This window comes from Leclercia sp. M-A074-M (assembly GCF_965195605.1).
Taxonomy (GTDB): Bacteria; Pseudomonadota; Gammaproteobacteria; order Enterobacterales; family Enterobacteriaceae; genus Enterobacter.
This window is the reverse complement of sequence record NZ_CBDAHM010000003.1, coordinates 121,251-147,246: the sequence shown is the minus strand read 5'-3', so window position 1 is coordinate 147,246 and position 25,996 is coordinate 121,251. Positions and strand designations below refer to the sequence as shown.

Annotated in this window: 24 protein-coding genes, 2 tRNA genes and 1 other annotated feature; of the genes, 13 read left to right on the top strand and 13 right to left on the bottom strand. The window is 54.7% G+C overall.

Going from position 1 to position 25,996, the window contains the following annotated elements; translation table 11 throughout:
* The first annotated feature begins 43 nt into the window (after positions 1-43).
* Positions 44-1,024, top strand: coding sequence for an LPS O-antigen chain length determinant protein WzzB (gene wzzB, locus ACOKCT_RS07475; protein ID WP_263950456.1), 981 nt, complete (start codon positions 44-46; stop codon positions 1,022-1,024).
* A 42-nt stretch (positions 1,025-1,066) separates the two neighbouring features.
* On the opposite strand, the gene hisIE is transcribed toward wzzB, so the two are convergent.
* The 9 genes from hisIE to hisL form a co-directional block, all read right to left on the bottom strand.
* Complete coding sequence (gene hisIE, locus ACOKCT_RS07470) at positions 1,067-1,678, bottom strand: bifunctional phosphoribosyl-AMP cyclohydrolase/phosphoribosyl-ATP diphosphatase HisIE (RefSeq protein WP_156654853.1); 612 nt, start codon at positions 1,676-1,678, stop codon at positions 1,067-1,069.
* Positions 1,672-2,448 (bottom strand): imidazole glycerol phosphate synthase subunit HisF, encoded by a 777-nt coding sequence (gene hisF / locus ACOKCT_RS07465; RefSeq protein ID WP_156654852.1) that lies wholly within the window; start codon positions 2,446-2,448, stop codon positions 1,672-1,674. Before hisF ends, hisIE begins: the two co-directional genes overlap by 7 nt.
* Positions 2,430-3,167: a 1-(5-phosphoribosyl)-5-[(5-phosphoribosylamino)methylideneamino]imidazole-4-carboxamide isomerase gene (gene hisA, locus ACOKCT_RS07460; protein WP_420193333.1), complete on the bottom strand. Its 738-nt coding sequence runs from the start codon at positions 3,165-3,167 to the stop codon at positions 2,430-2,432. Before hisA ends, hisF begins: the two co-directional genes overlap by 19 nt.
* Entirely contained in the window at positions 3,167-3,757 is a 591-nt protein-coding gene (gene hisH, locus ACOKCT_RS07455; protein WP_103180193.1) for an imidazole glycerol phosphate synthase subunit HisH, read from the bottom strand. The genes hisA and hisH overlap by 1 nt, the downstream gene beginning before the upstream one ends.
* Positions 3,757-4,824 (bottom strand): bifunctional histidinol-phosphatase/imidazoleglycerol-phosphate dehydratase HisB, encoded by a 1,068-nt coding sequence (gene hisB, locus ACOKCT_RS07450; protein ID WP_420193332.1) that lies wholly within the window; start codon positions 4,822-4,824, stop codon positions 3,757-3,759. Before hisB ends, hisH begins: the two co-directional genes overlap by 1 nt.
* Positions 4,821-5,882, bottom strand: a complete 1,062-nt coding sequence (gene hisC, locus ACOKCT_RS07445) for a histidinol-phosphate transaminase (RefSeq protein WP_420193331.1) — start codon at positions 5,880-5,882, stop codon at positions 4,821-4,823. Before hisC ends, hisB begins: the two co-directional genes overlap by 4 nt.
* Positions 5,879-7,183 (bottom strand): histidinol dehydrogenase, encoded by a 1,305-nt coding sequence (hisD, locus tag ACOKCT_RS07440; protein ID WP_180209837.1) that lies wholly within the window; start codon positions 7,181-7,183, stop codon positions 5,879-5,881. The genes hisC and hisD overlap by 4 nt, the downstream gene beginning before the upstream one ends.
* A 5-nt stretch (positions 7,184-7,188) precedes the next feature.
* Positions 7,189-8,088 carry an ATP phosphoribosyltransferase gene (gene hisG / locus ACOKCT_RS07435; protein ID WP_103180189.1) on the bottom strand — a complete coding sequence of 300 codons (900 nt, stop codon included), beginning with the start codon at positions 8,086-8,088 and terminating at the stop codon, positions 7,189-7,191.
* Positions 8,089-8,133: 45 nt separating this feature from the next.
* Positions 8,134-8,257 (bottom strand) — a sequence feature (His leader region).
* Positions 8,233-8,283 (bottom strand): his operon leader peptide, encoded by a 51-nt coding sequence (gene hisL / locus ACOKCT_RS07430; protein WP_001364200.1) that lies wholly within the window; start codon positions 8,281-8,283, stop codon positions 8,233-8,235. Its footprint overlaps the feature before it by 25 nt.
* Positions 8,284-8,457: 174 nt before the next feature.
* Here hisL and ACOKCT_RS07425 point away from each other — a divergent pair, with 174 nt between their 5' ends.
* From ACOKCT_RS07425 to ACOKCT_RS07410, 4 genes are all read left to right on the top strand, one after another.
* Positions 8,458-9,282, top strand: coding sequence for an SDR family oxidoreductase (locus tag ACOKCT_RS07425; protein WP_263950460.1), 825 nt, complete (start codon positions 8,458-8,460; stop codon positions 9,280-9,282).
* Positions 9,283-9,322: 40 nt separating this feature from the next.
* Positions 9,323-10,252, top strand: a complete 930-nt coding sequence (locus ACOKCT_RS07420; protein ID WP_103180187.1) for a LysR family transcriptional regulator — start codon at positions 9,323-9,325, stop codon at positions 10,250-10,252.
* Between the two features lie 217 nt (positions 10,253-10,469).
* Complete coding sequence (yoeI, locus tag ACOKCT_RS07415) at positions 10,470-10,532, top strand: membrane protein YoeI (RefSeq protein ID WP_138370007.1); 63 nt, start codon at positions 10,470-10,472, stop codon at positions 10,530-10,532.
* The gene (locus ACOKCT_RS07410) at positions 10,522-11,880 is read left to right on the top strand and encodes an APC family permease (protein ID WP_201304732.1); all 1,359 of its coding nucleotides are present in this window, start codon (positions 10,522-10,524) and stop codon (positions 11,878-11,880) included. Before yoeI ends, ACOKCT_RS07410 begins: the two co-directional genes overlap by 11 nt.
* Before the next feature lie 95 nt (positions 11,881-11,975).
* On the opposite strand, the gene sbcB is transcribed toward ACOKCT_RS07410, so the two are convergent.
* Positions 11,976-13,400 (bottom strand): exodeoxyribonuclease I, encoded by a 1,425-nt coding sequence (sbcB, locus tag ACOKCT_RS07405; protein WP_420193330.1) that lies wholly within the window; start codon positions 13,398-13,400, stop codon positions 11,976-11,978.
* 204 nt (positions 13,401-13,604) lie between these two features.
* Here sbcB and dacD point away from each other — a divergent pair, with 204 nt between their 5' ends.
* The 4 genes from dacD (at position 13,605) to ACOKCT_RS07385 (ending at position 17,035) form a co-directional block, all read left to right on the top strand.
* Entirely contained in the window at positions 13,605-14,777 is a 1,173-nt protein-coding gene (dacD, locus tag ACOKCT_RS07400; RefSeq protein WP_325941137.1) for a serine-type D-Ala-D-Ala carboxypeptidase DacD, read from the top strand.
* Positions 14,778-14,898: 121 nt separating this feature from the next.
* A complete protein-coding gene (gene sbmC, locus ACOKCT_RS07395; protein WP_156654847.1) occupies positions 14,899-15,372 on the top strand; it encodes a DNA gyrase inhibitor SbmC in 474 nt (157 codons plus the stop codon).
* A 102-nt stretch (positions 15,373-15,474) separates the two neighbouring features.
* The gene (locus ACOKCT_RS07390; RefSeq protein ID WP_103180182.1) at positions 15,475-16,533 is read left to right on the top strand and encodes an FUSC family protein; all 1,059 of its coding nucleotides are present in this window, start codon (positions 15,475-15,477) and stop codon (positions 16,531-16,533) included.
* A gap of 166 nt (positions 16,534-16,699) precedes the next feature.
* The gene (locus ACOKCT_RS07385; protein WP_103180181.1) at positions 16,700-17,035 is read left to right on the top strand and encodes a DUF496 family protein; all 336 of its coding nucleotides are present in this window, start codon (positions 16,700-16,702) and stop codon (positions 17,033-17,035) included.
* 110 nt (positions 17,036-17,145) lie between these two features.
* Here the strand turns inward: ACOKCT_RS07385 and ACOKCT_RS07380 are convergent.
* Positions 17,146-17,221 (bottom strand) — tRNA-Asn (locus ACOKCT_RS07380).
* 193 nt (positions 17,222-17,414) lie between these two features.
* Here ACOKCT_RS07380 and ACOKCT_RS07375 point away from each other — a divergent pair.
* From ACOKCT_RS07375 to ACOKCT_RS07360, 4 genes are all read left to right on the top strand, one after another.
* Positions 17,415-18,890, top strand: a complete 1,476-nt coding sequence (locus ACOKCT_RS07375) for an EmmdR/YeeO family multidrug/toxin efflux MATE transporter (protein WP_114314540.1) — start codon at positions 17,415-17,417, stop codon at positions 18,888-18,890.
* Positions 18,891-18,970: 80 nt separating this feature from the next.
* Positions 18,971-19,046 (top strand) — tRNA-Asn (locus tag ACOKCT_RS07370).
* A gap of 537 nt (positions 19,047-19,583) precedes the next feature.
* On the top strand, positions 19,584-20,750 hold the full coding sequence (locus tag ACOKCT_RS07365; RefSeq protein ID WP_156654846.1) for an anaerobic sulfatase maturase: 1,167 nt from the start codon (positions 19,584-19,586) through the stop codon (positions 20,748-20,750).
* Positions 20,747-22,615, top strand: coding sequence for a sulfatase-like hydrolase/transferase (locus tag ACOKCT_RS07360; RefSeq protein ID WP_420193329.1), 1,869 nt, complete (start codon positions 20,747-20,749; stop codon positions 22,613-22,615). Before ACOKCT_RS07365 ends, ACOKCT_RS07360 begins: the two co-directional genes overlap by 4 nt.
* A gap of 78 nt (positions 22,616-22,693) precedes the next feature.
* Here ACOKCT_RS07360 and ACOKCT_RS07355 read toward each other — a convergent pair whose 3' ends face one another.
* Together ACOKCT_RS07355 and ACOKCT_RS07350 are read right to left on the bottom strand one after the other, a co-directional pair.
* Entirely contained in the window at positions 22,694-24,466 is a 1,773-nt protein-coding gene (locus tag ACOKCT_RS07355; RefSeq protein WP_420193328.1) for an aminopeptidase P family protein, read from the bottom strand.
* Positions 24,467-24,484: 18 nt separating this feature from the next.
* Complete coding sequence (locus ACOKCT_RS07350; RefSeq protein WP_156654843.1) at positions 24,485-25,939, bottom strand: AMP nucleosidase; 1,455 nt, start codon at positions 25,937-25,939, stop codon at positions 24,485-24,487.
* Positions 25,940-25,996 lie beyond the last annotated feature (57 nt).

Genomic DNA, 25,996 nt, shown 5'->3' with positions numbered 1-25,996 from the left:
CTGAAACTTTATTATTTGCGCTTTTTGGCCTTCTAAGGATTATATGACGCAGAACAACAATAACGTGGTCACGCGAAGCAGTGACCCTGAGCAGATTGATTTAATTGATCTTTTGGTACAGCTGTGGCGTGGAAAATGGTTAATCGCTGCGTTTGTCGCCATCGCCATTATTATTGCTGGGGTGTACCTGAGTTTTGCCAAAGAGAAGTGGACATCTACTGCGATTATCACTCAACCTGATGCAGCCCAAATTGGCGGCTTTAGCAATGCACTCAACATCCTCTATGGTAGTAATGCGCCAAAATTAACCGATATCCAGGAGAGTGTGATTACTCGTTATAACGCCTCTTTCTCTGCATTGTCCCAGACACTGGAAAATAAAGTTGACGCAGAAAAACTTACTATAGAGCCTACAGTTAAAGGTCAAAATTTTCCCTTAAGTATCAAATATGTAAGTGGTTCAGCCGAAGCGGCGCAAAAGCAGGTCGCACAGTATATTCAGCAGGTTGATGAGCTGATTCAAAAAGAGCTTGAAGTTGACCTTAACGACAACATCAAGCAGCAGGTCGCCAGCCTAAATGATGTATTGAGTAACCAGGAGACGATTGCTCAGGAACAGAAGGATTTACGCATCAAGCAGGTTGCAGAAGCGTTGAAATATGCTGAGGCGGCAAATATTACTACCCCAAAAATTCAACAGACTCAGGATGTTACTCAGGAAACGATGTTTCTGTTAGGTACCGAAGCACTGCAAGCCATGGTTGCGCGTGAGTCTTCACGCCCTCTGACGCTGCCCGACAGTTACTATCAGAACAAACAGAAACTGCTCGATATTCAGAAGCTGAAAATCGATCCGGAAACCATCCATGCCTATCGTTACGTGATGAAGCCGGATCTGCCGATTCGTCGCGATAGCCCGAAACGTTCAATCGTACTGGTTCTTGCGGTGCTGCTGGGCGGGATTATTGGCTCCGGCGTTGTCTTAGGCCGCAACGCGCTGCGTAACTATAACGCCAGAGCCTGATACAGATTCAACAGCTAAAAAAACCGGGTTTCCCCGGTTTTTTTATTTGTGCCGCTGGCGCAGATTCTCAATCACCGTCGTTAAGTCCAGATCTTGATCCTGGAGCAGCACCAGCAGGTGATACATCAGGTCAGAGGCTTCATTGGTTAGTTCAGCCCGGTCGTTCACGGTGGCGGCCAGGGCTGTCTCAACGCCTTCTTCACCCACTTTCTGCGCGATGCGCTTAGTGCCGCTGGCATAGAGCTTCGCGGTATAGGAGCTTTGCGGGTCGGCCGTTTTGCGTTCGGCCAGCAGTTGCTCCAGCTGGTACAGGAACAGCCACTGGTGGCTGGCGTCGCCAAAGCAGCTGCTGGTGCCCAGGTGGCAGGTTGGTCCGATAGGGTTTACCAGCACCAGCAGGGTATCGTTATCGCAGTCCGGGGTGATGCTGACCACATTGAGAAAATGGCCGGAGGTTTCACCTTTAGTCCACAACCGCTGTTTGGTGCGTGAGAAGAAAGTCACTTTGCCGCTATCGACGGTCTTCGCCAGGGCGTCCTGATTCATATAGCCCAGCATCAGTACTTCACCGGACACCGCGTGCTGCACCACCACCGGCATCAGGCCGTCGGTTTTTTCCCAGTCCAGCTGCGCACGTTGTTGCTCTGTTAACATACCCTAATCTCCACGCCCTGATTCGCCAGGAACGTTTTTAACTCACCAATATTGATAATCTGCTTGTGGAATACCGAGGCCGCCAGCGCGCCGTCAACATCGGCATCACGGAAAGCTTCCAGGAAGTGCTCCATCGTGCCTGCGCCACCCGAGGCAATCAGCGGCACATGGCAGACGGCGCGCATCTTTTTCAGCTGCTCGAGGTCATAACCGTTGCGCACGCCGTCCTGGTTCATCATATTCAGGACAATCTCCCCCGCACCGCGCTTCTGCACTTCCTGTACCCACTCCAGTGTCTCCCACTGAGTCACGCGGGTACGGCTCTCATCGCCGGTGTACTGGTTAACGTGGTATTTGCCGGTGGCTTCATCAAACCAGGTGTCGATGCCGACCACAATGCACTGTACGCCAAACCGATCCGCGAGACGGGTAATCAGTTCGGGATCGGCCAGGGCAGGGGAGTTGATGGAGATCTTATCGGCGCCAAAGGAGAGAATTTTGGCCGCATCGTCCGCCGATTTAATTCCACCCGCCACGCAGAAAGGAATATCGATCACTTCCGCCACGCGCGCCACCCAGCTTTTATCCACCACGCGTCCATCGCTGGAGGCGGTGATATCATAAAAGACCAGCTCGTCAGCCCCTTCTTCCGCATAGCGTTTTGCCAGGGGAACGATATCACCGATGATTTCGTGGTTGCGGAACTGCACACCCTTCACGACCTGACCATCCCGCACGTCGAGACAAGGAATTATCCGTTTTGCCAGCATTGAATCGCCTCCGTCACAGTAAATTTTTCTTCCAGCAGGGCGCGACCAACGATAACCCCACGAACGCCCGTCCCGCGCAGGGCCGCGATATCACTTAAATCACCAATGCCGCCTGAGGACTGGAACGCCACCTGCGGATAACGGGCGCAGACCTCTTCATACAGCGACACGTTGGAACCGGCCAGGGTGCCGTCGCGGGAGATATCGGTGCAAAGAACATGCTTCAGGCCCACCGGCAGATAGAGATCGACCAGCGCCTCCAGCGTCACGCCAGAGTTCTCCTGCCAGCCGCTGACCGCCACCTGTTTCTGACCCTGTTCATCAATACGCACATCCAGCGCCAGCACCAGGGCGTCGGCGCCAAAGCGTCTGAACCAGCCTTTTACCGTCTCGGGATCTTTCACCGCGGTGGAGCCTACCACCACGCGCGCCACGCCCGCGTCGAGCAGCGCCGCCACATCTTCTTCGGTACGCACGCCGCCGCCAACCTGCACCGGAACATTAACGCCCGCGACCAGTTTTTTCAGCAGCGGGATCTGGCGTTTGGCCGGATCTTTCGCCCCGGTGAGGTCAACCAGGTGTAGCACCTCGGCGCCCTGGGCGGCATAGTCCTGAAGGCGTGGCAGCGGATCTTTACCGTAGTCGCGCTGCTGGCCGTAATCGCCCTGGTGCAGACGGACAACCGTGCCGTCAATCAAATCTAAAGCAGGAATAATCATCACATCTCCAGGAAGTTTTTCAGCAGCTGCGCGCCTGCGGCACCGGAACGCTCCGGGTGAAACTGCACGCCGTAGAAGTTATCTTTCTGCACCGCGGCGGTGAAAGGCTCGCCGTAATGACACTGAGCGATAGTGTGTGTGTTCACCGGCATTGCGTAGCTGTGCACGAAATAGAAGTACGCCCCGTCCTCAATACCACGGAACAGGCGATCGCCCGCTTTCGGGTAGACGCGGTTCCAGCCCATGTGCGGCAGAGGTAAACCGTGATCGGTCATTTTCGGCACGTCTTCATCAATAATGCCCAGCAGGTCCACGCCGTTGGACTCTTCACTGCGGCGGCCCAGCAGCTGCATGCCCAGACAAATTCCCAGCACCGGCTGGGTACAGGCTTTGATCAGTTCAACCAGTTCACGCTGGTGGATCTGATCCATCGCCGCCTGTGCCGTACCGACGCCCGGTAAAAAGAGTTTACTGGCGCGCAGCACCACATCCGGATCGCGGCTAACCAGCGGCTCGTAGCCGTGGCGGGCAATGGCTGATTTTACGGAGTTAAGGTTGGCACAGCCGGTATCGAGGATCACCACGTTCATTACAGCACTCCTTTCGACGACGGCAGCGTATCGCCTTCCACGCGAATGGCCTGGCGCAGGGTGCGGCCAAAGGCCTTAAAGAGGCTCTCCACGCGGTGGTGATCGTTCTTACCTTTGGTTTTCAGGTGCAGCGTCAGGCCCATGGCGTAGGAGAGGGAGCGGAAGAAGTGCTCAACCATCTCGGTGCTCAGGTCGCCTACGCGCTGGTAGGCAAAGTCAGCTTTATATTCCAGGTGCGGACGGCCAGAGATATCCAGCGCGCAGCGCGCCAGGCACTCATCCATCGGCAGCACAAAGCCAAAGCGGTTAATCCCGCGCTTGTCACCCAGCGCGAGCTTCAGCGCTTCGCCCAGCGCCAGGCCGGTATCTTCCACGGTGTGGTGATCGTCAATGTAGAGATCGCCTTTCACGCCGATCTCCATACGGAATCCGCCGTGGGTAGCGATCTGATCCAGCATATGATCGAAAAAGCCCACGCCGGTGTGGATTTTGCTGCCGCCTTCGCGATCCAGCCAGACCTTAACGTCGATCTGCGTCTCTTTGGTATTACGCTCCACGTGGGAGAAACGATCGCGTTTGGTCAGCTGCTCGCCAATCATCGCCCAGTTCAGGGCGTCACGGTGATAGCGCAGGCCCGTAATTCCCATATTAGCGGCCAGTTCTATGTCGGTAGCGCGATCGCCAATCACGTAGCTGTTGGCTTTATCCAGCGCCGCTTCGGCCAGATACTGCTCGACCAGCTTCACTTTCGGCTTACGGCAGTCGCAATTATCAGCGGGTAAATGCGGGCAAATCAACACTTCATCAAAGGCGACGCCCTGTGAGGTCAGGATCTGCATCATCAGATCGTGCGGGCCGTCAAAATCGGCCTGCGGGAAGCTGTCGGTGCCCAGACCGTCCTGGTTGGTGATCATTACCAGCTTAAAACCGGCTTTTTGCAGCTTAAGCAGCACCGGAATGACATCGGCTTCAAACGCCAGCTTGTCGAAACGATCGACCTGAAAATCCGAGGGTGGTTCCGAAATAATGGTGCCGTCACGATCGATAAAGAGGTACTTCTGGCTCATACTTTCTCCGCATTCAGGGCGCCGATAACGCGCTGGCTCTCTTCCCGGGTGCCTACGGTAATGCGTAAGCAGCCACTCAAAGAGGGTTGTTTGTTCTGGTCTCTAAGGATAATGCCCTGATCCCACAAAGATTTAAATACTGCACTCGAGGCGGTAAAACGCGCCAGAATATAGTTGGTTTCTGAGTCGAAAACCTGTTCAACGCAGGCAATGGTTTTAAGTGCGCTGACCAGATACTGACGCTCGTCAACGATCTGCGCCACGCGGCTGCGCATGGCCGTAATGCCGTCTGCCGACAGCGCCTGCGCGGCGATATCCGCCACTGGCGTCGAGAGCGGATAAGGCGCAATCACCTTCATCAGCAGATCGATCACCTCTTTATTCGCCAGGGTAAAGCCGCAGCGCAGCCCGGCCAGGGCAAACGCTTTTGACAGGGTCCGCAGGATCACCAGGTGCGGATACTCTGCCAGCCAGCCGGCCAGTGTCGCCTGGGGGCAAAACTCAATATAGGCTTCATCGGCGACCACCAGGGCTTTGCCGCGGGTCATCTCCAGCAGGGCGCGAATATCCTGCGGATTAATCAGCTGGCCGGTGGGGTTATTCGGGCTGCAGACAAAGACCACCTTCACGCCGTCGAGATTATCGGCAATACCCTGTAAATCAAGCTGCCAATTTTCCAGAGTTGGCACTTTACGTAGCTCAACGTTGAAGGTTTCTGCGCTGACGCTGTACATGCCGTAGGTCGGCGGGCAGTAGAGCACTGCGTCTTTACCCGGCTCGCAGAAGGCGCGGATCAGCAGTTCGATGCCTTCATCCGCACCGCGGCTCACCAGCACCTGCTCCGGTTTTACACCAGCGTAGGCCGCATAGTTTTCAATCACCGCTTTCGGCTGACACTCCGGGTAGCGGTTCAGCGTCTGCTGGGTCAGCTCAAAGGCGACAGGCGTCGGAAATTCATTGGCATTCAGCCAGACATCGCCATTGCCCCCCAGGCGGCGGGCAGACTGATACGGGGTCAGGGCGCGAACGTTGTCGCGGGCTAACTCTTCAATACTCATGCTTGCTCCTTCAGGGCGGCAACGCGCAGCGTCACGGCATTTTTGTGGGCGGTCAGGCGTTCAGCGGCGGCCAGGGTTTCAATCGTCGCGGCAAGAGAGGCAAAGCCCTCGCGGGAGAGTTCCTGCACGGTCATACGCTTCTGGAAATCCGCCAGCCCCAGGCTGGAGCAGGTGGCGGTATAACCGTATGTCGGCAGCACGTGGTTCGTTCCGGAAGCGTAATCCCCTGCGGACTCCGGGGACCAGTCCCCAAGGAATACCGAACCGGCGCTGGTGATGCTGTCGACCAGCTCACGGGCGTTGCGGGTCTGAATGATCAGGTGCTCCGGGCCATAGAGATTAGAGATGGCGATGCACTGGTCCAGATCCCGGGCGACAATCAGGCGGCTGGCAGAGAGCGCCTGACGGGCAGTCTCTGCCCGGGGCAGATCCGCGAGCTGACGTTCTACGGCTTCACCCACTCGTTTTGCCATATCTGCATCCGGTGTCAGCAGGATAACCTGTGAATCCGGGCCGTGCTCGGCCTGGGAGAGCAGATCGGAAGCGACAAAATCCGGGGTCGCGCCGCTGTCTGCAATCACCAGTACCTCCGACGGACCGGCTGGCATATCGATGGCCGCACCGTCCAGCCGCTGGCTGACCTGGCGCTTGGCTTCGGTGACGAAGGCGTTGCCCGGGCCGAAGATTTTATCCACGCGCGGAACGGACTCCGTCCCCAGCGCCAGCGCCGCAATAGCCTGCGCCCCGCCGACGTTGAAGATCTCCTGTACCCCGCACAGCTGCGCGGCATAGAGGATTTCATCGGCAATCGGTGGCGGAGAGCAGAGCACCACTTTACGGCAACCGGCGATACGGGCAGGGGTCGCCAGCATCAACACGGTAGAGAAGAGCGGAGCGGAGCCACCCGGAATATACAAGCCCACCGAGTCGACCGGACGGGTCACCTGCTGGCAGCGTACGCCGGGCAGGGTTTCCACATCGACGGTTTGTAGCTTTTGCGCAGTGTGGAAGGTATCAATGTTCTGTACCGCGACAGCCATCGCCTGCTTTAACTCATCGCTCAGACGCGCTGCGGCCTCGGTAATCTCCTGCTCACTCACCTTCAGCGCCGCGACGTCGATTTTATCAAACTTAGCGCTGTACTCCCGCAGGGCGTCGTCGCCGCGGGTTTTCACATTTTCCAGAATCTCCGCCACGGTGCGGGTAATGCTCTGTGACGCGGAGATAGCCGGGCGCATCAGCAGGTCGCGCTGCTGTTCCGCGCTACAGGTGTTCCAGTCGATCACGGTGTTAAAGCTCATGGTTGTTACTCCATCATCTTCTCAATCGGCAACACCAGGATTGAACTGGCGCCCAGCGCTTTCAGTTTTTCCATGGTTTCCCAGAACAGGGTTTCGCTGCTGACCATGTGCATTGCCACGCGCTGCTGATCCCCTGCCAGCGGCAGAATAGTTGGGCGTTCAGCGCCTGGCAGCAGGGCAATCACTTCATCCAGGCGTTCAGTAGGCGCATGCATCATGATGTACTTAGATTCACGGGCCTGGATCACTCCCTGAATTCGGGTCAGCAGGCGGTCAATCAGCTGCTGCTTGGCTTCAGGCATTTCGCCGTCGCGCTGGATCAGACAGGCTTTGGAGCGGTAGATCACTTCCACTTCGCGCAGGCCGTTCGCTTCAAGCGTGGCGCCCGTGGAAACCAGATCGCAAATTGCATCAGCCAGACCGGCACGCGGCGCAACTTCAACAGAACCATTCAGCAGACAGGATTTAAACTGCACGCCCTTCTGATCGAGGTAGCGCTTCAGCAGGTGAGGGTAGGAGGTGGCAATTCGCTTGCCGTTCAGGGAAGCCGGGCCGTCCCACGGTTCGTCAGCCGCGGTGGCCAGCGACAGGCGGCAGCCGCCAAAATCCAGACGGCGCAGCGTGAAGTAGCGCGGATCTTCGCCCTGGGCGCGGCGGGTCAGCAGCTCTTCTTCCAGCACGTTTTCGCCAATGATGCCCAGATCCACCACGCCGTCCATCACCAGGCCCGGAATGTCATCGTCACGCACGCGCAGAATATCAATCGGCATATTCTCTGCCAGCGCAATCAGACGCTGCGTGTGCAGGTTAATTTTTATGCCACAGCGCGCCAGCAGTTCGCGTGAATCGTCGCTAAGACGACCTGATTTCTGCATAGCTATGCGTAAACGTGAATTATCTAACATTGTCGGTTCCTCATGATCCTGTTGTAACTTGCCTGAACACGGTCCAAAAAAAAGCCCCCGGAAGATGATCTTCCGGGGGCTTTTTCTTGCGTTCATGCACCACTGGAAGATCTAACTGTCTTCCAGCACACATCGCCTGAAAGACTAGTCAGGATGATGGTGATGATGGTGGTGTTTAAATTGAACGCGTGTCATAAAATTCTCGATGAATGCTTATTCATGTGATGTCGTTTAACCTAAACCACTTGCGCTATATAAAGCAAGGGCTTTTTTTAATCATTAAATGATTTCATATTAGCGCTATCAATTGTCAGTTCAGCGTGGCTGGCGTAGCCTTACAGCAGAGGCGTAATAGTCAGGAGAAAACGCATGAAAAAGGTCGCAATTGTCGGTCTGGGATGGCTTGGAATGCCGCTGGCTATGTCGTTACAGGCGCGGGGCTGGCACGTCACTGGCAGCAAAACCACCGCAGATGGCGTCGAGGCGGCGCGGATGTGCGGTATTGAGAGCGTTGAGTTGCGCCTTGAGCCGGAACTGGTATGCGACGCCGATGACCTGGACGCTCTGATGAATGTGGATGCGCTGGTATTAACGCTGCCGGCACGTCGCACCGGTCCGGGTGAAACCTATTATCTGCAAGCGGTGCAGGAAATTGTCGACAGCGCGCTGGCACACCATATTCCGCGCATTATTTTCACCAGCTCAACCTCGGTATATGGCGATGTCGAAGGTGCCGTCAAAGAAAATATGCCGCGCCAGCCGGTAACCTCCAGCGGGCGTGTTTTAAAAGAGCTGGAGGACTGGCTGCATAATTTACCCGGCACCCAGGTGGATATATTACGGCTTGCGGGGCTGGTTGGGCCTGGCCGTCATCCGGGGCGCTTTTTTGCCGGAAAATCAGCGCCTGACGGACAACATGGTGTCAATCTGGTACACCTTGAAGATGTTATTGGTGCGATTACTCTGCTATTACAGGCTCCAAAGGGCGGGCACATCTATAATATATGTGCGCCCTCTCATCCGACACGCAGTACATTCTATCCGATGATGGCTCGTCAGCTTGGCCTGGCACCACCGCACTTTCACGATGCCCCTGGAGAGGGGAAGGGCAAATTGATTGATGGGAACCGCATCTGTCATGAACTGGGATTTGAGTATCTCTTTCCCGATCCGCTGGTTATGCCTATGGAGTAACGCCGCTGGCGGAGCGTAAGCGCACCACAAGGGGGTGAGCATGAAACCGCTGCTGGATGTCCTAATCATCCTCGATGCCCTGGAAAAAGAGGGGAGCTTTGCTGCGGCGTCGGCGAAGCTCTTTAAAACGCCCTCCGCCCTCAGTTATACCGTTCATAAGCTTGAAAGCGACCTCAACATTCAGATCCTCGACCGTACCGGTCACCGGGCGCGCTTTACCCGCACCGGAAAAATGCTGCTGGAAAAAGGGCGGGAAGTGTTGCATTCAGTACGCGAGCTGGAAAAGCAGGCCGTCAAACTGCATCAGGGCTGGGAAAATGAGCTGGTAATCGGCGTAGACGACACCTTTCCCTTTTCACTGCTCTCGCCGCTGATTGAAGCCTTCTATCAGCGACACAGCGTTACCCGGCTTAAGTTTATCAACGGCGTCCTCGCGGGCTCTTGGGAAGCGCTGGTGCAGGGGCGGGCAGATATCGTCGTCGGCGCATTACACGAGCCGCCCCAGCTCAGTGAATTTGGTTTTGCCTGTCTGGGGCAGCTCGAACAGGTCTTCGTCATTGCCCCGCACCATCCTTTAGCCCAGGAGCCAGAGCCAATTAACCGCCGGGTCATTAAAAGCTACCGTGCCATCGTGGTGGGCGACAGCGCTTTGCCTGGCTGCACCGCGTCATCGCAGCTGCTCGACGATCAGGAAGCCATTACCGTTTTCGATTTTAAAACCAAACTGGAACTGCAAATAAGCGGCTTAGGCTGCGGTTACCTTCCGCGTTATTTAGCTCAGCGTTTTATCGAAAGTGGGGCGTTAATTGAGAAGCAGGTGATGGCGCAATCCAGTTATGATTCAGTATGGATAGGCTGGAATGAACAGACTGCTGGCCTCGCCAGTGCCTGGTGGCGGCAGGAAATTTTAGCAAATAGTGCTATTGCTGCTGTTTATGCCCAAAGCGAAGCCGGAAAATCAAGCAATTAGTATGAATTATTGTTTCAAATTGCCGTCGCACCCTTGCCTTTTCGCCTCAAACCAGGGCAAAATGCGCCGCTGCAAACATATAAATAATCGACGATATAAAAGGCGTCGGTTATTTTTTTTTGCATGTAAGAAAATCATTTAAATCCAAGAGGCCGGGCTTCGTACCGGATAGATATTTACTAAAATCCGACAGTTGTTGTCGCTGAGGAAGAAAGAAATGGGGCAATCATTCGCTTACGTGGCGGTATTCACCGTAAAGGAGAATAACTATGTCGCATAACGCAACTCCAAAAACCTCTCGCGTGGAATTACGTAAAACGCTTACGTTGATTCCGGTTGTTATGATGGGCCTTGCCTATATGCAGCCGATGACGCTGTTTGATACATTCGGTATCGTATCAGGCCTCACTGACGGTCACGTTGCAACGGCGTATGCCTTTGCGCTGGTCGCGATCCTCTTTACTGCGCTGAGCTACGGCAAGCTGGTTCGCCGCTTCCCGTCCGCAGGCTCTGCGTACACCTATGCTCAGAAGTCCATTAGCCCGGCTGTTGGCTTTATGGTGGGCTGGTCATCACTGCTGGACTATCTGTTCATGCCGATGATCAACATTCTGCTGGCAAAAATTTACTTCGAAGCGCTGGTGCCTTCCGTGCCGTCGTGGATCTTCGTTGTGGCGCTGGTGGCCTTTATGACCATCTCTAACCTGCGCAGCATCAAGACCGTTGCCAACTTCAACACCCTGATCGTTATCCTGCAGATGGCGATTGTGACGGTCATTGTCGGTCTGATCATCTACGGCGTTTCTCACGGTGAAGGTGCGGGTACGCTGGTAAGCTCACGTCCGTTCTGGTCTGAAGATGCGCATGTTGTGCCAATGATCACCGGTGCGACGATCCTCTGCTTCTCGTTCCTGGGCTTCGATGGTATCTCTTCTCTGTCTGAAGAGACGAAAGACGCAGAGCGTGTCATCCCGCGCGCTATCTTCCTGACGGCGCTGCTGGGCGGCATCATCTTTATCGGTGCGTCTTACTTCCTGCAGCTCTACTTCCCGGATATCTCTCGCTTCAAAGATCCGGACGCGTCACAGCCAGAAATCATGCTCTATGTTGCGGGTAAAACCTTCCAGTGGGGCGTGCTGATCTTCTCCAGCGTTACCGTACTGGCATCCGGCATGGCGGCGCACGCGGGCGTTTCTCGTCTGATGTATGTCATGGGCCGCGACGGCGTATTCCCGACGCGCTTCTTCGGTTATGTTCATCCGAAATGGCGTACCCCAGCATGGAACGTGCTGCTGGTCGGTGCGATTGCGCTGCTGGCGATTAACTTTGACCTGGTTACCGCTACCGCCCTGATTAACTTCGGTGCGCTGGTTGCCTTTACCTTTGTTAACCTCTCCGTGATCTCGCAGTTCTGGATCCGTGAGAAGCGCAACAAAACGCTGAAAGACCACTTCAACTATCTGCTTCTGCCGGTCTGTGGCGCGCTGACCGTGGGTGCGCTGTGGATCAACCTGGAAGAGAGCTCCATGGTTCTGGGTCTGATCTGGGGTGGTATTGGTCTGGTTTACCTGGCATGTGTGACTAAAAGCTTCCGCAACCCGGTACCGCAGTACGAAGACGTCGCCTGATTAATAGACCACAAAACCCGTAGGCCCGCGCCACCGTAGTGCCGACGGGCAAAAAAAGCCGGAGACATCGCCTCCGGCTTTTTTGCTTTCTCAGGTCACACTATCTCCTGCGCATACTGATACAGCGCTTTCAGCAGTGCCTGCTTCTCCGCATTGCCTTCATACTCACCGTAGAGCATCTCCAGCTCCTGGGCATAAGCCTGTAAATACTCCGGCGTAAAGACGGTACGGCGATGCTGCAACCAGCGCTCCTGCTCGGCCTCATCCAGCGTGCCGGGGAAATTTCGCGCGCGGTAGTTAAACATCAGCTTCCTGATACGCTCATCCACAAAGGTAATGTCCAGAGCGGGCAGGTTGCGGGGATCGGTCTGCAAAACGATGTTCATGGCATTGCGGTCCGCATCGCTGAAAAAGCCGTTATAGAGCTGGGCATCGACATTCTCAGAAGGAATAAATGGTTCCGCTTCAGCGAAGATCGCCACCGCTTTTTCCCGCACCTGCGGGTTTTCCCGCAGCAGCTTCAGGTTAGCCAGGCAGCGTTGACGATCGATGCCCAACCGCTCGGCATCGATCGGGCGCAGGGTGTTGGCTGGCGCCAGCACCGGACACTTATTGATATGCACCAGCTTCACCGGTACGGCGGCATCGTCACCCAGCGCCTCTTTCGGCGTATACAAACGCTCGCGAAGCTGGTCGCTGTCGAGCGTCAGCAGCGGGGTAATATCGCCAGCCAGATCCACCATAATCACCGCGTTGCGGTTGTCCGGATGCCAGGCCAGCGGGGCGACCCAGCTGGTGTTGCCTCGCCAGGCGCCAAACATCCCGGAGATGTGCATCAGCGGTTTCATCTGCGGCACATCAATCAGAGTGGTTAATTTTTGCTTGCTGCGATGGCTTAGCAGATATTCAAACAGCTTCGGCTGTCGGGTCTTAACCAGCTTCGCCATCGCAATGGTGGCATACACATCCGCCATGGCATCATGGGCATTACTGTGTTCAATGCCGTTCGCGCGGGTCAGATGCTCCAGACGGAAGCTGGGCAGCCCGTCGTCGTTTTCCGGCCAGTTAATCCCCTCCGGACGCAGGGCGTAGCAGGCGCGCATCACGTCGAGCAGATCCCAGCGCGAATTACGATTTTGCCAGCTCCAGGCGTAGGGATCGTAGAAGTTACGGTAGAAAATATGGCGGGTTACTTCATCATCGAAGCGCACGTTGTTGTAGCCCACCACGCAGGTGTTGGGCACGGTGAACAGGTCGTGAATGCGACGGGCAAACTCAGCCTCATTCACCCCTTTCTCGCGGGCCTCCTGCGGCGTAATACCGGTCACCATCACTGCCCCCGGCTGGGGTAAATAGTCATCGGCCGGTTTGCAATAGAATACCTCCGGCTCGCCAATAACGTTGAAATCCGCATCGGTGCGGATGGCAGCAAACTGGGCAGGGCGATCCAGCGAAGGGCTGGTGCCGAAGGTTTCGTAATCGTGGAATAAAAAAGTCGGGCGCGCGGCGGAGTCAGACACCAGTAATACCATCCTGTTTATGAGTGACACTGCTATGGTAAACCATCCGGCCAGGCACGCCGAAGAAAAAGCGCTGCCCACCTGCAAATTTGCGACCTGGTATCCGGGAAAAACATGCGTGCTGTCACATTTTTTTGCAATTATTCCAGGTATCCAGCGGGAAACTTCCGTAAAAAGGGCAACGATTTTAAATGACCTGAGGATATACCGTTGAAACGCCGTCTGTTTATTGCTGTTTCTTTACTCACTTTGAGCATTTCATCCGCGCTGGCTGCCGACCCGATTAATTATGCGCCGCAGCCGCCAGCTATCCAGGCGGGTTCCTGGGTGCTGATGGACTATACGACGGGACAAATTTTAACGGCGGGCAACGAACATCAGCAGCGCAATCCGGCCAGCCTGACCAAGCTGATGACCGGCTATGTGGTTGACCGCGCGATCGACAGCCATCGCATTACGCCGGACGATATGGTGACCGTAGGCCAGGACGCGTGGGCCAAAGGGAACCCGGTTTTTAACGGCTCCTCGCTAATGTTTTTGAAAGCGGGTGAACGGGTCTCCGTGCGCGACCTCAGCCGCGGACTGATTGTCGATTCCGGGAATGACGCCTGCGTGGCGCTGGCCGATTACGTGGCGGGCGGACAGCCGCAGTTCGTCAATATGATGAATGATTACGTTAAAAAGCTGAATTTGCGCGACACCCACTTTGAAACGGTACATGGTCTCGATGCGCCGGGCCAGCACAGCTCCGCTTACGATCTGGCGGTGCTCTCCCGCGCCATCATCCACGGCGAGCCGGCGTTTTACCATATGTACAGTGAAAAGAGCCTGACCTGGAACGGTATCACCCAGCAGAACCGGAACGGTCTGCTGTGGGACAAGTCGCTCAGCGTGGATGGCCTGAAAACCGGACACACCTCTGGCGCCGGCTTTAACCTGATCGCCTCTGCTGTTGACGGTGAGCGCCGTCTGATTGCTGTCGTCATGGGGGCTGAAAGCCCAAAAGGCCGCGAGGATCAGGCGCGCAAACTGCTCCACTGGGGCCAGCAGAATTTCGATACCGTGCAGATCCTGCGTAACGGTAAGCAGGTGGGCAACGAGCGCATCTGGTACGGCGATAAAGAGCGTATCTCGTTAGGTACCGATCGGGACTTCTGGCTGGCACTGCCAAAGGCGGAGCTGCCGAACATCAAGGCGAAGTATGTCCTCGATAAGAAAGAGCTCGAAGCACCGATTGCCGCCCATCAGCGGGTCGGGGAGATCGAACTGTACGATCGCGATAAAGTGGTAGCCCACTGGCCGCTGGTGACGCTGGAGAATGTGGGTAAAGGCGGGATGTTCTCGCGGCTGAGCGACTATCTGCACCATAAGGCGTAGCGCCTGGAGGAGCAGGCTGGCGACAGTGCGAGCCTGCTCCCATAATAGACAGGTCATTATTGTTAAACCGCTTTTTTCTGCATTACAGTGTATGTATATACAGTAAACAATCGGAGGCAGCATGGACTACAGCATCACGCACCAGAATAAACGCAAAATTGCCGGTTTTCATATGGTTGGCCCGTGGGAGCAAACCGTTAAGCAGGGTTTTGAACAACTGATGATGTGGGTAGAGGGGCGTCAGATCCAGCCGCTGGAGTGGGTGGCGGTCTATTATGATAACCCTGACGAAGTGCCTGCCGAAAAACTACGCTGCGACACGGTTGTCACCGTGCCGGACGATTTTGTTATTCCTCCCAACAGTGAAGGGGTGATCCTGACCGAAGTGGCGGCAGGCGACTACGCGGTGGCGACGGCCCGCGTTGAGAACCATGATTTCGCCACGCCGTGGAATCGGTTTTTCGACAGTCTGCTTGAGGATGTCGATTACCAGATCGCGCCAAAAGCCTGTTTTGAACGTTATCTGAATGATGGGAATGTCGACGGCTACTGGGATATTGAGATGTTTATTCCTGTACAGAGCCGCATGGCATAACGGTTCCTTAATGCCCACACTTAACAGGGTTTTTCTGCCGGGGAGCACAACTCCGGCAGAAAACGCAGTACAATCAGGGTTTGCCGTAAAGCTGGAGAGCGTGTGCGCCCCGACAAATCTCTAACGCCTTTTGAAATTCGACTGTATCGTCATTACCGCATCGTACATGGATGCCGTATCGCGCTGGCGTTTATCCTCACTTTTTTACTGGTGCGTCTGCTGGCCGTGCCGGAAGGGACATGGCCGCTGATCACCCTGGTGGTCATCATGGGGCCGATCTCCTTTTGGGGGAACGTCGTTCCGCGCGCGTATGAGCGCATTGGCGGCACCATTCTGGGCTCGGCAATGGGGTTAATTGCCCTGAAACTGGAGCTTATCTCTCTGCCGTTGATGCTGCTGTGGTGCGCGGCGGCCATGTTTCTCTGCGGCTGGCTGGCACTGGGCAAACGACCCTATCAGGCGCTGCTTATCGGTATCACCCTTGCGGTGGTGATTGGTGCGCCGACCGGGGATATGCAAACTGCGCTTTGGCGAAGCGGTGATGTGATCCTGGGGTCATTGCTGGCGATGCTCTTTACTGGCATCTGGCCGCAGCGGGCCTTTTTGCACTGGCGTATTCAGATGGCGAACTACGTCACCGCCTTTAACCGGGTCTATCAGGCGGGCTTTTCCCCCAACCTGGTGGAACGACCACGGCTGGAAAAACACCTGCAAACCATCCTCAACGATGTGGTCAAAATGCGCGGTCTGATTACCCCGGCCAGCAAAGAGACCCATATCCAGAAAGCGATCTTTGAAGCGATCCAGACCGTGAGCCGCAATCTTGTCTGCATGCTCGAGCTACAGATCAACGCCCACTGGTCCTCCCGGGCCAGCCATTTTGTGATGCTGAATGCCCGGACCTTAAAAGAGACGCAGCAGATGACACAGCAAACGCTGCTCACCATTGCCCATGCGCTTTATGAAGGCAATCCGCAGCCCATACTGGCGAACACCGAGCGGCTGAACGAAATCGTTGCCGAGCTGCGTCAGCTGATCAACGATCATCACAATGAAAACGTGGCGGAAACGCCCATACACGGCTATGTATGGTTGAGCATGGAACTTGCTCGCCAGCTGGAATTATTGTCGCATCTAATCTGCCGGGCATTGCGCAAATAAAAAGCGGCTATGCAGGGTTGTGTTGTCTGCTGCTTCGATTCAGCAGAAATTGAGGTTATGATAGGGACAACGGAAAATTATTGTCATCAGCAATCGCTGTCAGTAAGGTTAATGCTATCGCGGTTGTTTAAACGAATCCGAATCTCACATTATCAGGGGTGTAAAAATGGAAACAACTAAGCCTTCGTTCCAGGATGTTCTGGAGTTCGTCCGCCTGTTCCGCCGCAAGAACAAACTGCAACGTGAAATCCAGGACGTTGAGAAGAAGATCCGTGACAACCAGAAGCGTGTTCTGCTGCTGGACAACCTGAGCGATTACATCAAGCCAGGCATGAGCGTTGAAGCAATCCAGGGCATCATTGCCAGCATGAAAAGCGACTACGAAGACCGCGTAGACGACTACATCATCAAAAACGCCGAGATCTCTAAAGAGCGTCGCGAGATCTCCAAGAAACTGAAAGTTATGGGCGAGATGAAGCACGCGGAAGCCAAAGGCGAGTAATCACCGCCAAAAAGCAAAGCCCCCCGACAGGTCGGAGGGCTTTTTTTTGGGCGCCGGTCTACCGTCATCAGAAAAGCAAAAAGCCTGCTCGAAAGCAGGCTTTTTAAATGTGGCTCCTCTGACTGGACTCGAACCAGTGACATACGGATTAACAGTCCGCCGTTCTACCGACTGAACTACAGAGGAATCGTTGTGGAGCGTTATCTTAGCGGCGAAAAAACTTTTGTCAAACCTGATCTTAGTCCGATTCGACCAACTGCCGATTCTGTCACCAGTTTGTCGTAATTCCCTACATATTTTTGTGGGAAATACTTTGCAGGATCTGCATTTCTCCCTCATTATTTGAAATGTAGTTTCAACTTTCTCTTTAAGGTCCACTTTGAACGTCACCTCCGCTTTACGCCAGGCCGTGATGCGCACGCGCTGGTATAGCAAACGCAAGAGCTACAAAGTTCTCTTCTGGCGCGAAATCACCCCCCTTGCCGTGCCTATCTTTCTGGAAAATACCTGTGTACTGCTGATGGGTGTGCTTAGCACTTTCCTGGTCAGCTGGCTCGGTAAAGAGGCGATGGCGGGTGTCGGGCTGGCCGACAGCTTCAATATGGTCATTATCTCCTTCTTCGCGGCGATAGACCTCGGTACCACGGTGGTGGTGGCCTTTAGCCTGGGCAAGCGCGATCCGCGCCGGGCCAGGGCTGCTGCGAGGCAATCGCTGGTGATCATGACGCTGTTCTCCATTGTACTGGCGGCGGTGATCCACTATTTTGGCGAAGAGATTATCGATGTGGTGGCTGGGGAAGCGACCGGAGAAGTAAAAGCTCTGGCGCTGTCGTATCTCGAAATGACGGTGCTCAGCTATCCGGCCGCGGCGATTGCGCTGATTGGCAGCGGGGCGCTGCGTGGGGCAGGGAACACCAAAATTCCGCTGTTGATAAACGGTGGGATGAACATCCTCAACATTCTAATCAGTAGCGTGCTGATTTACGGGCTTTTTTCCTGGGACGGGCTCGGTTTTATCGGGGCCGGTCTGGGTCTGACTATCTCCCGTTACATTGGCGCCATCGCCATTATTGTGGTGCTGGCGGTTGGTTTTAACCCGTCACTGCGCATCAGCCTCAAAAGTTATTTCAAGCCGCTCAACTTCGCCATTATCTGGGAAGTGATGGGGATCGGCGTCCCCGCCAGCATTGAGTCGGTGCTGTTCAACGGCGGCAAGCTGTTGACCCAGATGTTCGTGGCGGGAATGGGTACTGACGTGATTGCCGGTAACTTTATCGCCTTCTCCATTGCCGCGTTGATCAACCTGCCGGGTAACGCGCTGGGTTCCGCCTCCACTATTATTACCGGTAAACGGCTCGGGAAAGGGCAGATAGGCCAGGCGGAGCGCCAGCTGCGCCATGTCTTCTGGCTTTCGACAATCGGGCTCACGGCCATTGCCTGGGGCACCGCGCCGTTTGCCAGCCTGATGGCGTCGTTCTACACCCATGAGCAGGATGTAAAAGACGTGGTGGTTATCTTAATCTGGCTGAATGCCGCCTTTATGCCCATCTGGGCGGCGTCGTGGGTGCTGCCTGCCGGGCTTAAAGGGGCGCGGGACGCCCGTTTTGCCATGTGGGTTTCGATGCTCGGGATGTGGGGCTGCCGCGTAGTAGCAGGTTACACCCTGGGGATCATGCTGGGTATGGGGGTGGTGGGTGTCTGGCTGGGGATGTTCCTCGACTGGACGGTTCGCGGCGCGCTGTTCTACTGGCGAATGGTCAGCGGGCGCTGGTTATGGAAATATCCGCGGCCTGTGCGTGAAAATGTGGCGGCGATCCCCGCAGAACGGATAGTGAATGCGCAAAGTGGGGAATAAATCGGCAAACGATGCAAAATCTGCATTCTGCCTTTGACAACGCCAGGTGGCATCGTTAATATTCGCCCCGTTCACACGATTCCTCTGTAGTTCAGTCGGTAGAACGGCGGACTGTTAATCCGTATGTCACTGGTTCGAGTCCAGTCAGAGGAGCCAAATTTTAATCTTAAGAGAGCGCAGTGACTCTTAGGATGCTTTAAAGCCAGATTAACCCGGCCATCTGAGTAAGATGGCCGGGTTTTTTGATCTCTGTCGCTTTTGCGGCCTGGTCGGGAACTTCACGCTCCGTTGGCCGTTTCTGATCCCCCATGGTCTCCTTCACTGATACCGCTATTCGCAAGCTCAGCCTCGTAGATAAATCCTTCACATCCGGCAAGCACCCGCGCAGTCAGTTCCAACCCTTACTGATATTTTCTTCGAATGCTTAATCCTCGAAAGCTTTTATAGCTTCCTGATAGATCACCTTAAAGAAACAGTCATCACGACCCAGAAATTTCTATTTCCAGATGATTAAGGCGTTATTAAATTACACCAATTATAACGGATAATAACATCTTCGCTTTTGTAGCTGACATAAATAAAGATAAAACAAGAATAATATAATTACAGAACTATTAGTAACAATGGCAACGATCTTATTAATACAAATGATTTTATCATCACTGCAATTAATACCAACGAGCATAAGTAGTAATGAGTAATAATTTTAACACCGTCGCCAAACCAGGGGGCAATCTTTGTAATCTGGCATGTGATTATTGTTTCTATCTTAAAAATAATGTGTCCCGTCCTGCCTGTACCGTAATGGATGACGAAACGCTGGGAGCCTATATCCAGAATACCATTGCGTCGACACCCTCTATGAGCGTGGAGTTTTGTTGGCAAGGTGGTGAACCCACATTATGTGGACTGGCGTTCTTTGAACAGGTGGTTGCGCTGCAACAGCGTTACCGTGGTAACAAAACCATTCACAACAGCCTGCAAACCAACGGCATTCTGCTTGATGATAAGTGGGCCCGTTTTCTGAAAGAGAACGATTTTCTGGTGGGGTTATCAATTGATGGGCCCGCTTCACTTCACGACGCATGGCGTAAAACGCGTGCGGGAAAACCCTCCTGGAAAAAAGTCGTACAGGCAATTCGCTGCCTTCAGCAGCACGATGTCCCGGTTAACGCCATGGTGGTGGTCAGCCATCAGTCTGAGACTCAGGGACAGACCCTCTACCGTTGTCTGACCCGGAAACTGGGCCTCCGCCATATTCAGTTCATTCCTCTCGTTGAACCTGCGTTTCCCTGGTCAGTGACGCCAGAGGGCTGGGGGGAATTTTTGTGCGCTATTTTCAATGAATGGCTGGAACAGGATGTCGGAGAGGTGTTTATCCAGTTTTTTGACAACCTGCTTGGCGTATGGACAGGGCAGCCCGCAACACTTTGTACAATGCAACCGACCTGCGGACAGAGCTTACTGGTTGAAAAAAATGGCGATGTCTACAGCTGCGATCACTTTGTCTCACCGGAATATAAGCTGGGCAATCTTAAACAGGACTCAATGGCCGTTCTGGCCAGTTCGCCGTTTCAACGGCAGTTTGGGCAAGAAAAGGCCCGGCTTTCCTCACGCTGTATGAACTGTCACTGGCGCTTTGCCTGCCATGGCGGATGCCCTAAACACCGTATTATCGCCGAGGGCAACGAGGCACAGAATTACCTCTGCGAAGGCTATTTAGCTTTTTTCCGCCATATCACACCCTATATGAACGTCATGAGAACGCTTCTATTAAATCACCAGCCGCCCGCATTGGTGATGAAAATTGCCCCGGAAATCCGGGCGCAGGTAGTAAAATTAACGGAGTCTGGAGAATGAAAGAAAAGAATATAATAAATGAAAATCGTCGTGATTTATTAAAAGGCCTGGGGATTGCCGTTGTTGCCAGTCTGTTGCCAGAAACCGGAAATGCAGCGCAGAGCTGTGCTGAAACTAAACCTGCCTGGGATAGGCCGTTTACAGGTAAAATTCCGGAAACCCTCCCTGAAGGCTATAACATTTTATTGATAACCTGCGATCAGGAACGTTTTTTCGATCGTTATCCCTTTCCTGTGCCTGGACGTGAGCGGTTGATGAAAACAGGGGTGACTTTTACCAATCACCAGAATACGGCCAACGTTTGTACACCTTCACGGTCAGTGATGTATACCGGGTTACATATGCCGCAAACCCGCATGTTTGATAACCTTGGCTTTCCATGGATGAATTACGATCTTGATCCTGAGCTCCGCACCGTCGGTCATATGATGCGTGAACTGGGCTACTACTCCGCTTACAAAGGAAAATGGCACTTAACACGGGAAATCGATCAGCCTGTTGCTGGGAAATCGGTAGAAGATATTGATATTGCAGAAATCCCAACGCCTCGCCTGAACCAGATTATGGAAGAGTATGGTTTTTCTGACTATCACGGTATTGGCGATCTTATTGGTAAAAGTAAAGGCGGCTATTTCTTTGACTCGGTGACCACAGGGCAAACGATAAGCTGGTTACGTAATACCGGGCGCCCGCTGAATGATGAGAACAAACCCTGGTTTGCCGCCGTTAATCTGGTTAATCCACATGATGTGATGTTTATCGATACTGATGAAGCGGGTGAAAAAGTGCAATGGAAAGGCGCAATGGATAAAGAAAATCATACATTGCTCCCGACACAGCCGCCGCATAATAAAATTTATCAGCAGAGCTGGCCTGATTATCCTCTTCCGGCCAACCGCCACCAGGCATTTGACGAACCCGGAAGACCTGCCGCACATAAAGAGTATCAGAATGCCCGGGCCGTCATGGAGGGGCAGTTTCCAGACGAAGATCGCCGCTGGCGCAAATTGCTGGATTATTATTTCAACTGTATTCGCGACAATGACCGGCATCTTGAGGCTATTCTCAACGAACTGGATAATCTGCTCCTGACCGATAAGACCATCATCGTTTTTACCGCAGACCATGGGGAATTAGGCGGGGCACATCAGATGCATGGCAAAGGTTCATCAGTTTACAAAGAGCAGATTCACACCCCGATGATTATCCGCCACCCCGCTTATCCGGGAAACAAACGTTGTAATAGTTTAACCAACCATCTGGATTTAGTGCCGACGCTGGTGGGTCTGACCGGATGTGATATAGAAAAACGCAGTAAAGTTCTGGCTGGCAGGAAAGGCCGCGATATGAGCGTACTGCTTAGTCAGCCAGAAAGAGCAGGTGTACATACCCTTCGCTCTGGCTCACTTTATTGCTATGGGATGATCTTATATATGGATGCGAAATATACTGCACAATTCAGAGCGCTTGCAGCCCAAAAGCTTCCCCATGAGGAGTTCAAAAAAGAGATATCTAAAATAGCGCCTGATTTTAAGCACCGCTCCGCTATCCGAATGATTAATGATGGTCAGTATAAATTTGCTCGCTACTTCTCCCTGAAACAGCATAATACTCCAGTGACACTGGAAGCATTGCTGGATAATAACGATGTTGAACTCTTCGATATCGTCAACGATCCCGATGAAAACCATAATCTGGCTACAGAGCCGGAACGCTATCGCGATCTGATCATAAAAATGAACGACAAATTAAATCAGCTGATCGCGGATGAACTCGGTGTGGATGATGGCAGCTATATGCCACTATTTGATGGAGGCCACTGGAATCTGACGGCTTCAGAAATGTACCAGTATATGCGTGATTAACATCTTTCCGCTTCCCTGAAAATGGGTCGGTAAACCGAAAACGGTAACCCGAAGGTTACCGTTTCTGGTCTTTGTGCTTTAACCGTGTACGCGAACAGGCGCCGTGGCCGCGATCAGCCATGGGCGCGCCTCACTGTTAACGTGCGGCGAGAGTGCCTCACGCACCTGGTGATGATAATCATCCAGCCATTTAATCTCTTTTTCGCTCAGCAGATGCAGATCCACCTGACTCAGGTCGATGGGGACCAGCGTCAGCGACGCAAAGCGGCAGAAGCCCGGTACGCTCTCCACCACCTCTACCTGGTTTTCAATGCGAATGCCATATGCATCGGCCAGGTAATAGCCCGGCTCGATGGTGATGATATTTCCCGCCACCAGCGGCCAGGGGTTAACCTTCTTCGCGATACGCTGCGGATTTTCATGGATCAGCAGCTGATGACCCACGCCATGTCCGGTGCCGTGATCAAAATCGAGCCCCAGCCCCCACAGCTCACGCCGCGCGAACGCATCGATCTGATGCCCGCAGGTTCCGGACGGGAATTGCAGGGAAATAAGCGAGAGAAAGCCTTTTAGCACGGCGGTGTAATGCAGACGGCACTGGTCGCTCAGCGGCCCGAAAGCCAGCGTGCGCGTGGCGTCGGTCGTGCCGTTGTGATACTGCCCGCCGGAATCATTGAGGTAAAAATGATTGCGGGTGATAGCCGCATTAGTCTGCTCGCTGGCGTGGTAATGGCACATCGCCGCATTGCTGCCAGAGGCGGAGATAGTGGCAAAACTCTGCTCGATAAAGCCCGGTCGCTGCTGACGGAAGAGAAGCTGCTGCGCCTGGGCTTCCAGCTCGGTAATGGGTTGACCAGAGGCTTCGCGACGCGGCACCTCGTGCGCCAGCCAGGCCAGGAAATTGACCCATGCCACGCCATCCTGATGGTGGCTGTCGCGGTAGCCCGCCAGCTCAATCGGGTTTTTGTACGCTTTTATCGCGGTGATCGGGTCAGCGTGCCAGAGAATCTCCCCCTGCGGCTCTACGGCAAAGCGCAGGGCGACAGGGGCGGAATCGGCATCCACCATCACGCGCTTACCGGCGCACAGCTGCTGGCTTTGCGACAGAAAATCGGATTGAGGCGCCAGCGTCAGGCTCTCCAGCAGCGCGGGCGGAAGCGCGCGGGTTTTTTCAGGCGTGACAAACCACGTCACCGCGCCGTCGCGGCTCAGCAGGGCAAACGAGTTCGGTACCGGGCTCGTCGGAATATCGCTGCCGCGTACGTTCAACAGCCAGGCGATGTTATCCGGCTGGGTGATGGCCAGATAATCGGCGTGCTGTTCTGCCAGAATGGCAGCAACGCGCTGGCGCTTGTCGGTACTGCTTTCACCGCTGATCTCCACCGGCATTTCGCGGATGGCACCCGCAGGCGGGGCCGGACGATCCTGCCAGAGGGTATCAAACGGCGATGCATTCAGGGCGACAAGCTCACAGTGACTGGCATTGAGTGCTTCATACTGGGTATGGGTCATCAGCATCGCTTCAAAGGCGATACGCGCCCCGGGCTTCATGTTCTGCTGTAACCAGTCTGCCAGCGGATCGTTGTGCAGATGCAGGATCTCAATCTCGGCCAGATTAACCTGTTCCCGGGCCTGAACCTGATAGCGTCCATCAACAAACAGCAGGGCGCGATCGCGCAGGATCAGGGCGTGTCCCGCCGAGCCGTCAAAGCCGGTCAGCCAGGCGAGAATATCGTCATGAGGGTGGCAATATTCGCTCTGAAAGGCATCGGCGCGGGGGACGATAATGCCATCCAGCGCCTGGGTCTCCAGCCACTGGCGCAGGGTGGATAGGGGTGAGGTGGTTTGCATAACTTTCCTTTTTTATGATCAGCGGAACGGCGGCTCGTTAAAGGTACGCAGTTTACGCGAGTGCAATTTATCCCCTTCGGCGCGCAGCAGATCGATAGCGCGAATGCCAATCTGCAGATGCTCGGAGATCGCCCCCTCGTAAAAACGGTTTGCCTGGCCGGGAAGTTTAATTTCCCCGTGCAGCGGCTTGTCGGAGACGCAGAGCAGAGTGCCGTAGGGTACGCGGAAGCGGTAACCCTGAGCGGCGATGGTGGCGCTCTCCATATCAATCGCCACCGCGCGGCTCAGGTTAAAGCGCAGCGCCGAGGCCGAGTAGCGCAGCTCCCAGTTACGGTCGTCAGTGGTAACAACCGTGCCGGTGCGCAACCGTTGCTTAACTTCTTCTCCCGGCATGCCGCTCACCTCTTTGGTGGCGTCGTACAGCGCCCGCTGCACTTCGGCGATGCTTGGGATCGGAATGTCCGGCGGCAACACCGCATCCAGCACATGGTCGTCACGCAGATAGGCGTGGGCGAGCACGTAATCGCCAATCAACTGGCTCTCACGCAGGCCGCCGCAGTGACCAATCATCAGCCAGACGTCCGGGCGTAGCACGGCGAGGTGGTCGCAGATGGTTTTGGCGTTCGACGGGCCCACGCCAATGTTAATCAGGGTGATGCCCTGACCGTCGGCGGTGACCAGGTGCCAGGCGGGCATCTGGTGTTTTTTCCACGCCAGGTCAGAAATGGCCTGCTCCGGCGCTTCGGTTTCGGCGGTGATCCAGATCCCGCCCGCGCAGGAGAGAGCAATATAGGGGCTGTTGGGATCGAGGATCTGGCTACAGCCCCAGCGGACAAACTCATCCACGTAACGGGTGTAGTTGGTGAACAGCACAAATGGCTGAAAGTGTTCTGCGGGGGTGCCAGTGTAGTGTCGCAGGCGCGCCAGCGAAAAATCGACCCGGCGGGCATCAAAGTGCGACAGCGGGGAAAACTCCGCCGGATGGTAGATCCCGTCTGCGGTCTCATCGCCGATCTGCGAAAGCTCGGTGGTCGGGAAATGGCGCGTTAAGCCCGCGCTCATGGAGCGGTCCAGGGTCAGCTCTGAGCCATCGATAACGTACGGGTAGGGGATCTCATGGCGCGAGGGCTCCACGGTGATATGGGCACCGTAATCCTGATACAGCAGCGTCAGCTGCTCCTCCAGGTAAGGGCGGAACAGCGTCGGACGGGTGACCGTGGTGGAGTAGCAGCCAGCGTGAGTGAATCGCGCATAGGCGCGGGTCTTCGGCGTATTGGTGGCGCTGCCATCCCAGGTCACGGAGAGTGACGGATAAACAAAGAGGCCATTCATTCTGGCCTCGGCATCGGGGAGCGTTCCGTCTTTGATATAGTCGCTGATGGCGCTGCGCAGGGCGTTAACCGCCTGATCGTACAGCGCATCCAGCATGTCCAGTGCCTGAGCCGGGGTCAGGCTGGAGTCCTTATTATTCATCTCTGTCTCCTTGTTCCACAGGTGTACGGCGTTACCCGATAGTATGTCACCTGTATG

Excerpts from the sequence above, each read along its gene's own strand:
- wzzB (WP_263950456.1), top strand. The coding sequence starts at position 44 with ATGACGCAGAACAACAATAACGTGGTCACGCGAAGCAGTGACCCTGAG.
- hisIE (WP_156654853.1), bottom strand. The coding sequence starts at position 1,678 with ATGTTAACAGAGCAACAACGTGCGCAGCTGGACTGGGAAAAAACCGAC.
- hisF (WP_156654852.1), bottom strand. The coding sequence starts at position 2,448 with ATGCTGGCAAAACGGATAATTCCTTGTCTCGACGTGCGGGATGGTCAG.
- hisA (WP_420193333.1), bottom strand. The coding sequence starts at position 3,167 with ATGATTATTCCTGCTTTAGATTTGATTGACGGCACGGTTGTCCGTCTG.
- hisH (WP_103180193.1), bottom strand. The coding sequence starts at position 3,757 with ATGAACGTGGTGATCCTCGATACCGGCTGTGCCAACCTTAACTCCGTA.
- hisB (WP_420193332.1), bottom strand. The coding sequence starts at position 4,824 with ATGAGCCAGAAGTACCTCTTTATCGATCGTGACGGCACCATTATTTCG.
- hisC (WP_420193331.1), bottom strand. The coding sequence starts at position 5,882 with ATGAGTATTGAAGAGTTAGCCCGCGACAACGTTCGCGCCCTGACCCCG.
- hisD (WP_180209837.1), bottom strand. The coding sequence starts at position 7,183 with ATGAGCTTTAACACCGTGATCGACTGGAACACCTGTAGCGCGGAACAG.
- hisG (WP_103180189.1), bottom strand. The coding sequence starts at position 8,088 with ATGTTAGATAATTCACGTTTACGCATAGCTATGCAGAAATCAGGTCGT.
- ACOKCT_RS07425 (WP_263950460.1), top strand. The coding sequence starts at position 8,458 with ATGAAAAAGGTCGCAATTGTCGGTCTGGGATGGCTTGGAATGCCGCTG.
- ACOKCT_RS07420 (WP_103180187.1), top strand. The coding sequence starts at position 9,323 with ATGAAACCGCTGCTGGATGTCCTAATCATCCTCGATGCCCTGGAAAAA.
- ACOKCT_RS07410 (WP_201304732.1), top strand. The coding sequence starts at position 10,522 with ATGTCGCATAACGCAACTCCAAAAACCTCTCGCGTGGAATTACGTAAA.
- sbmC (WP_156654847.1), top strand. The coding sequence starts at position 14,899 with ATGGACTACAGCATCACGCACCAGAATAAACGCAAAATTGCCGGTTTT.
- ACOKCT_RS07385 (WP_103180181.1), top strand. The coding sequence starts at position 16,700 with ATGGAAACAACTAAGCCTTCGTTCCAGGATGTTCTGGAGTTCGTCCGC.
- ACOKCT_RS07365 (WP_156654846.1), top strand. The coding sequence starts at position 19,584 with ATGAGTAATAATTTTAACACCGTCGCCAAACCAGGGGGCAATCTTTGT.
- ACOKCT_RS07360 (WP_420193329.1), top strand. The coding sequence starts at position 20,747 with ATGAAAGAAAAGAATATAATAAATGAAAATCGTCGTGATTTATTAAAA.
- ACOKCT_RS07355 (WP_420193328.1), bottom strand. The coding sequence starts at position 24,466 with ATGCAAACCACCTCACCCCTATCCACCCTGCGCCAGTGGCTGGAGACC.
- ACOKCT_RS07350 (WP_156654843.1), bottom strand. The coding sequence starts at position 25,939 with ATGAATAATAAGGACTCCAGCCTGACCCCGGCTCAGGCACTGGACATG.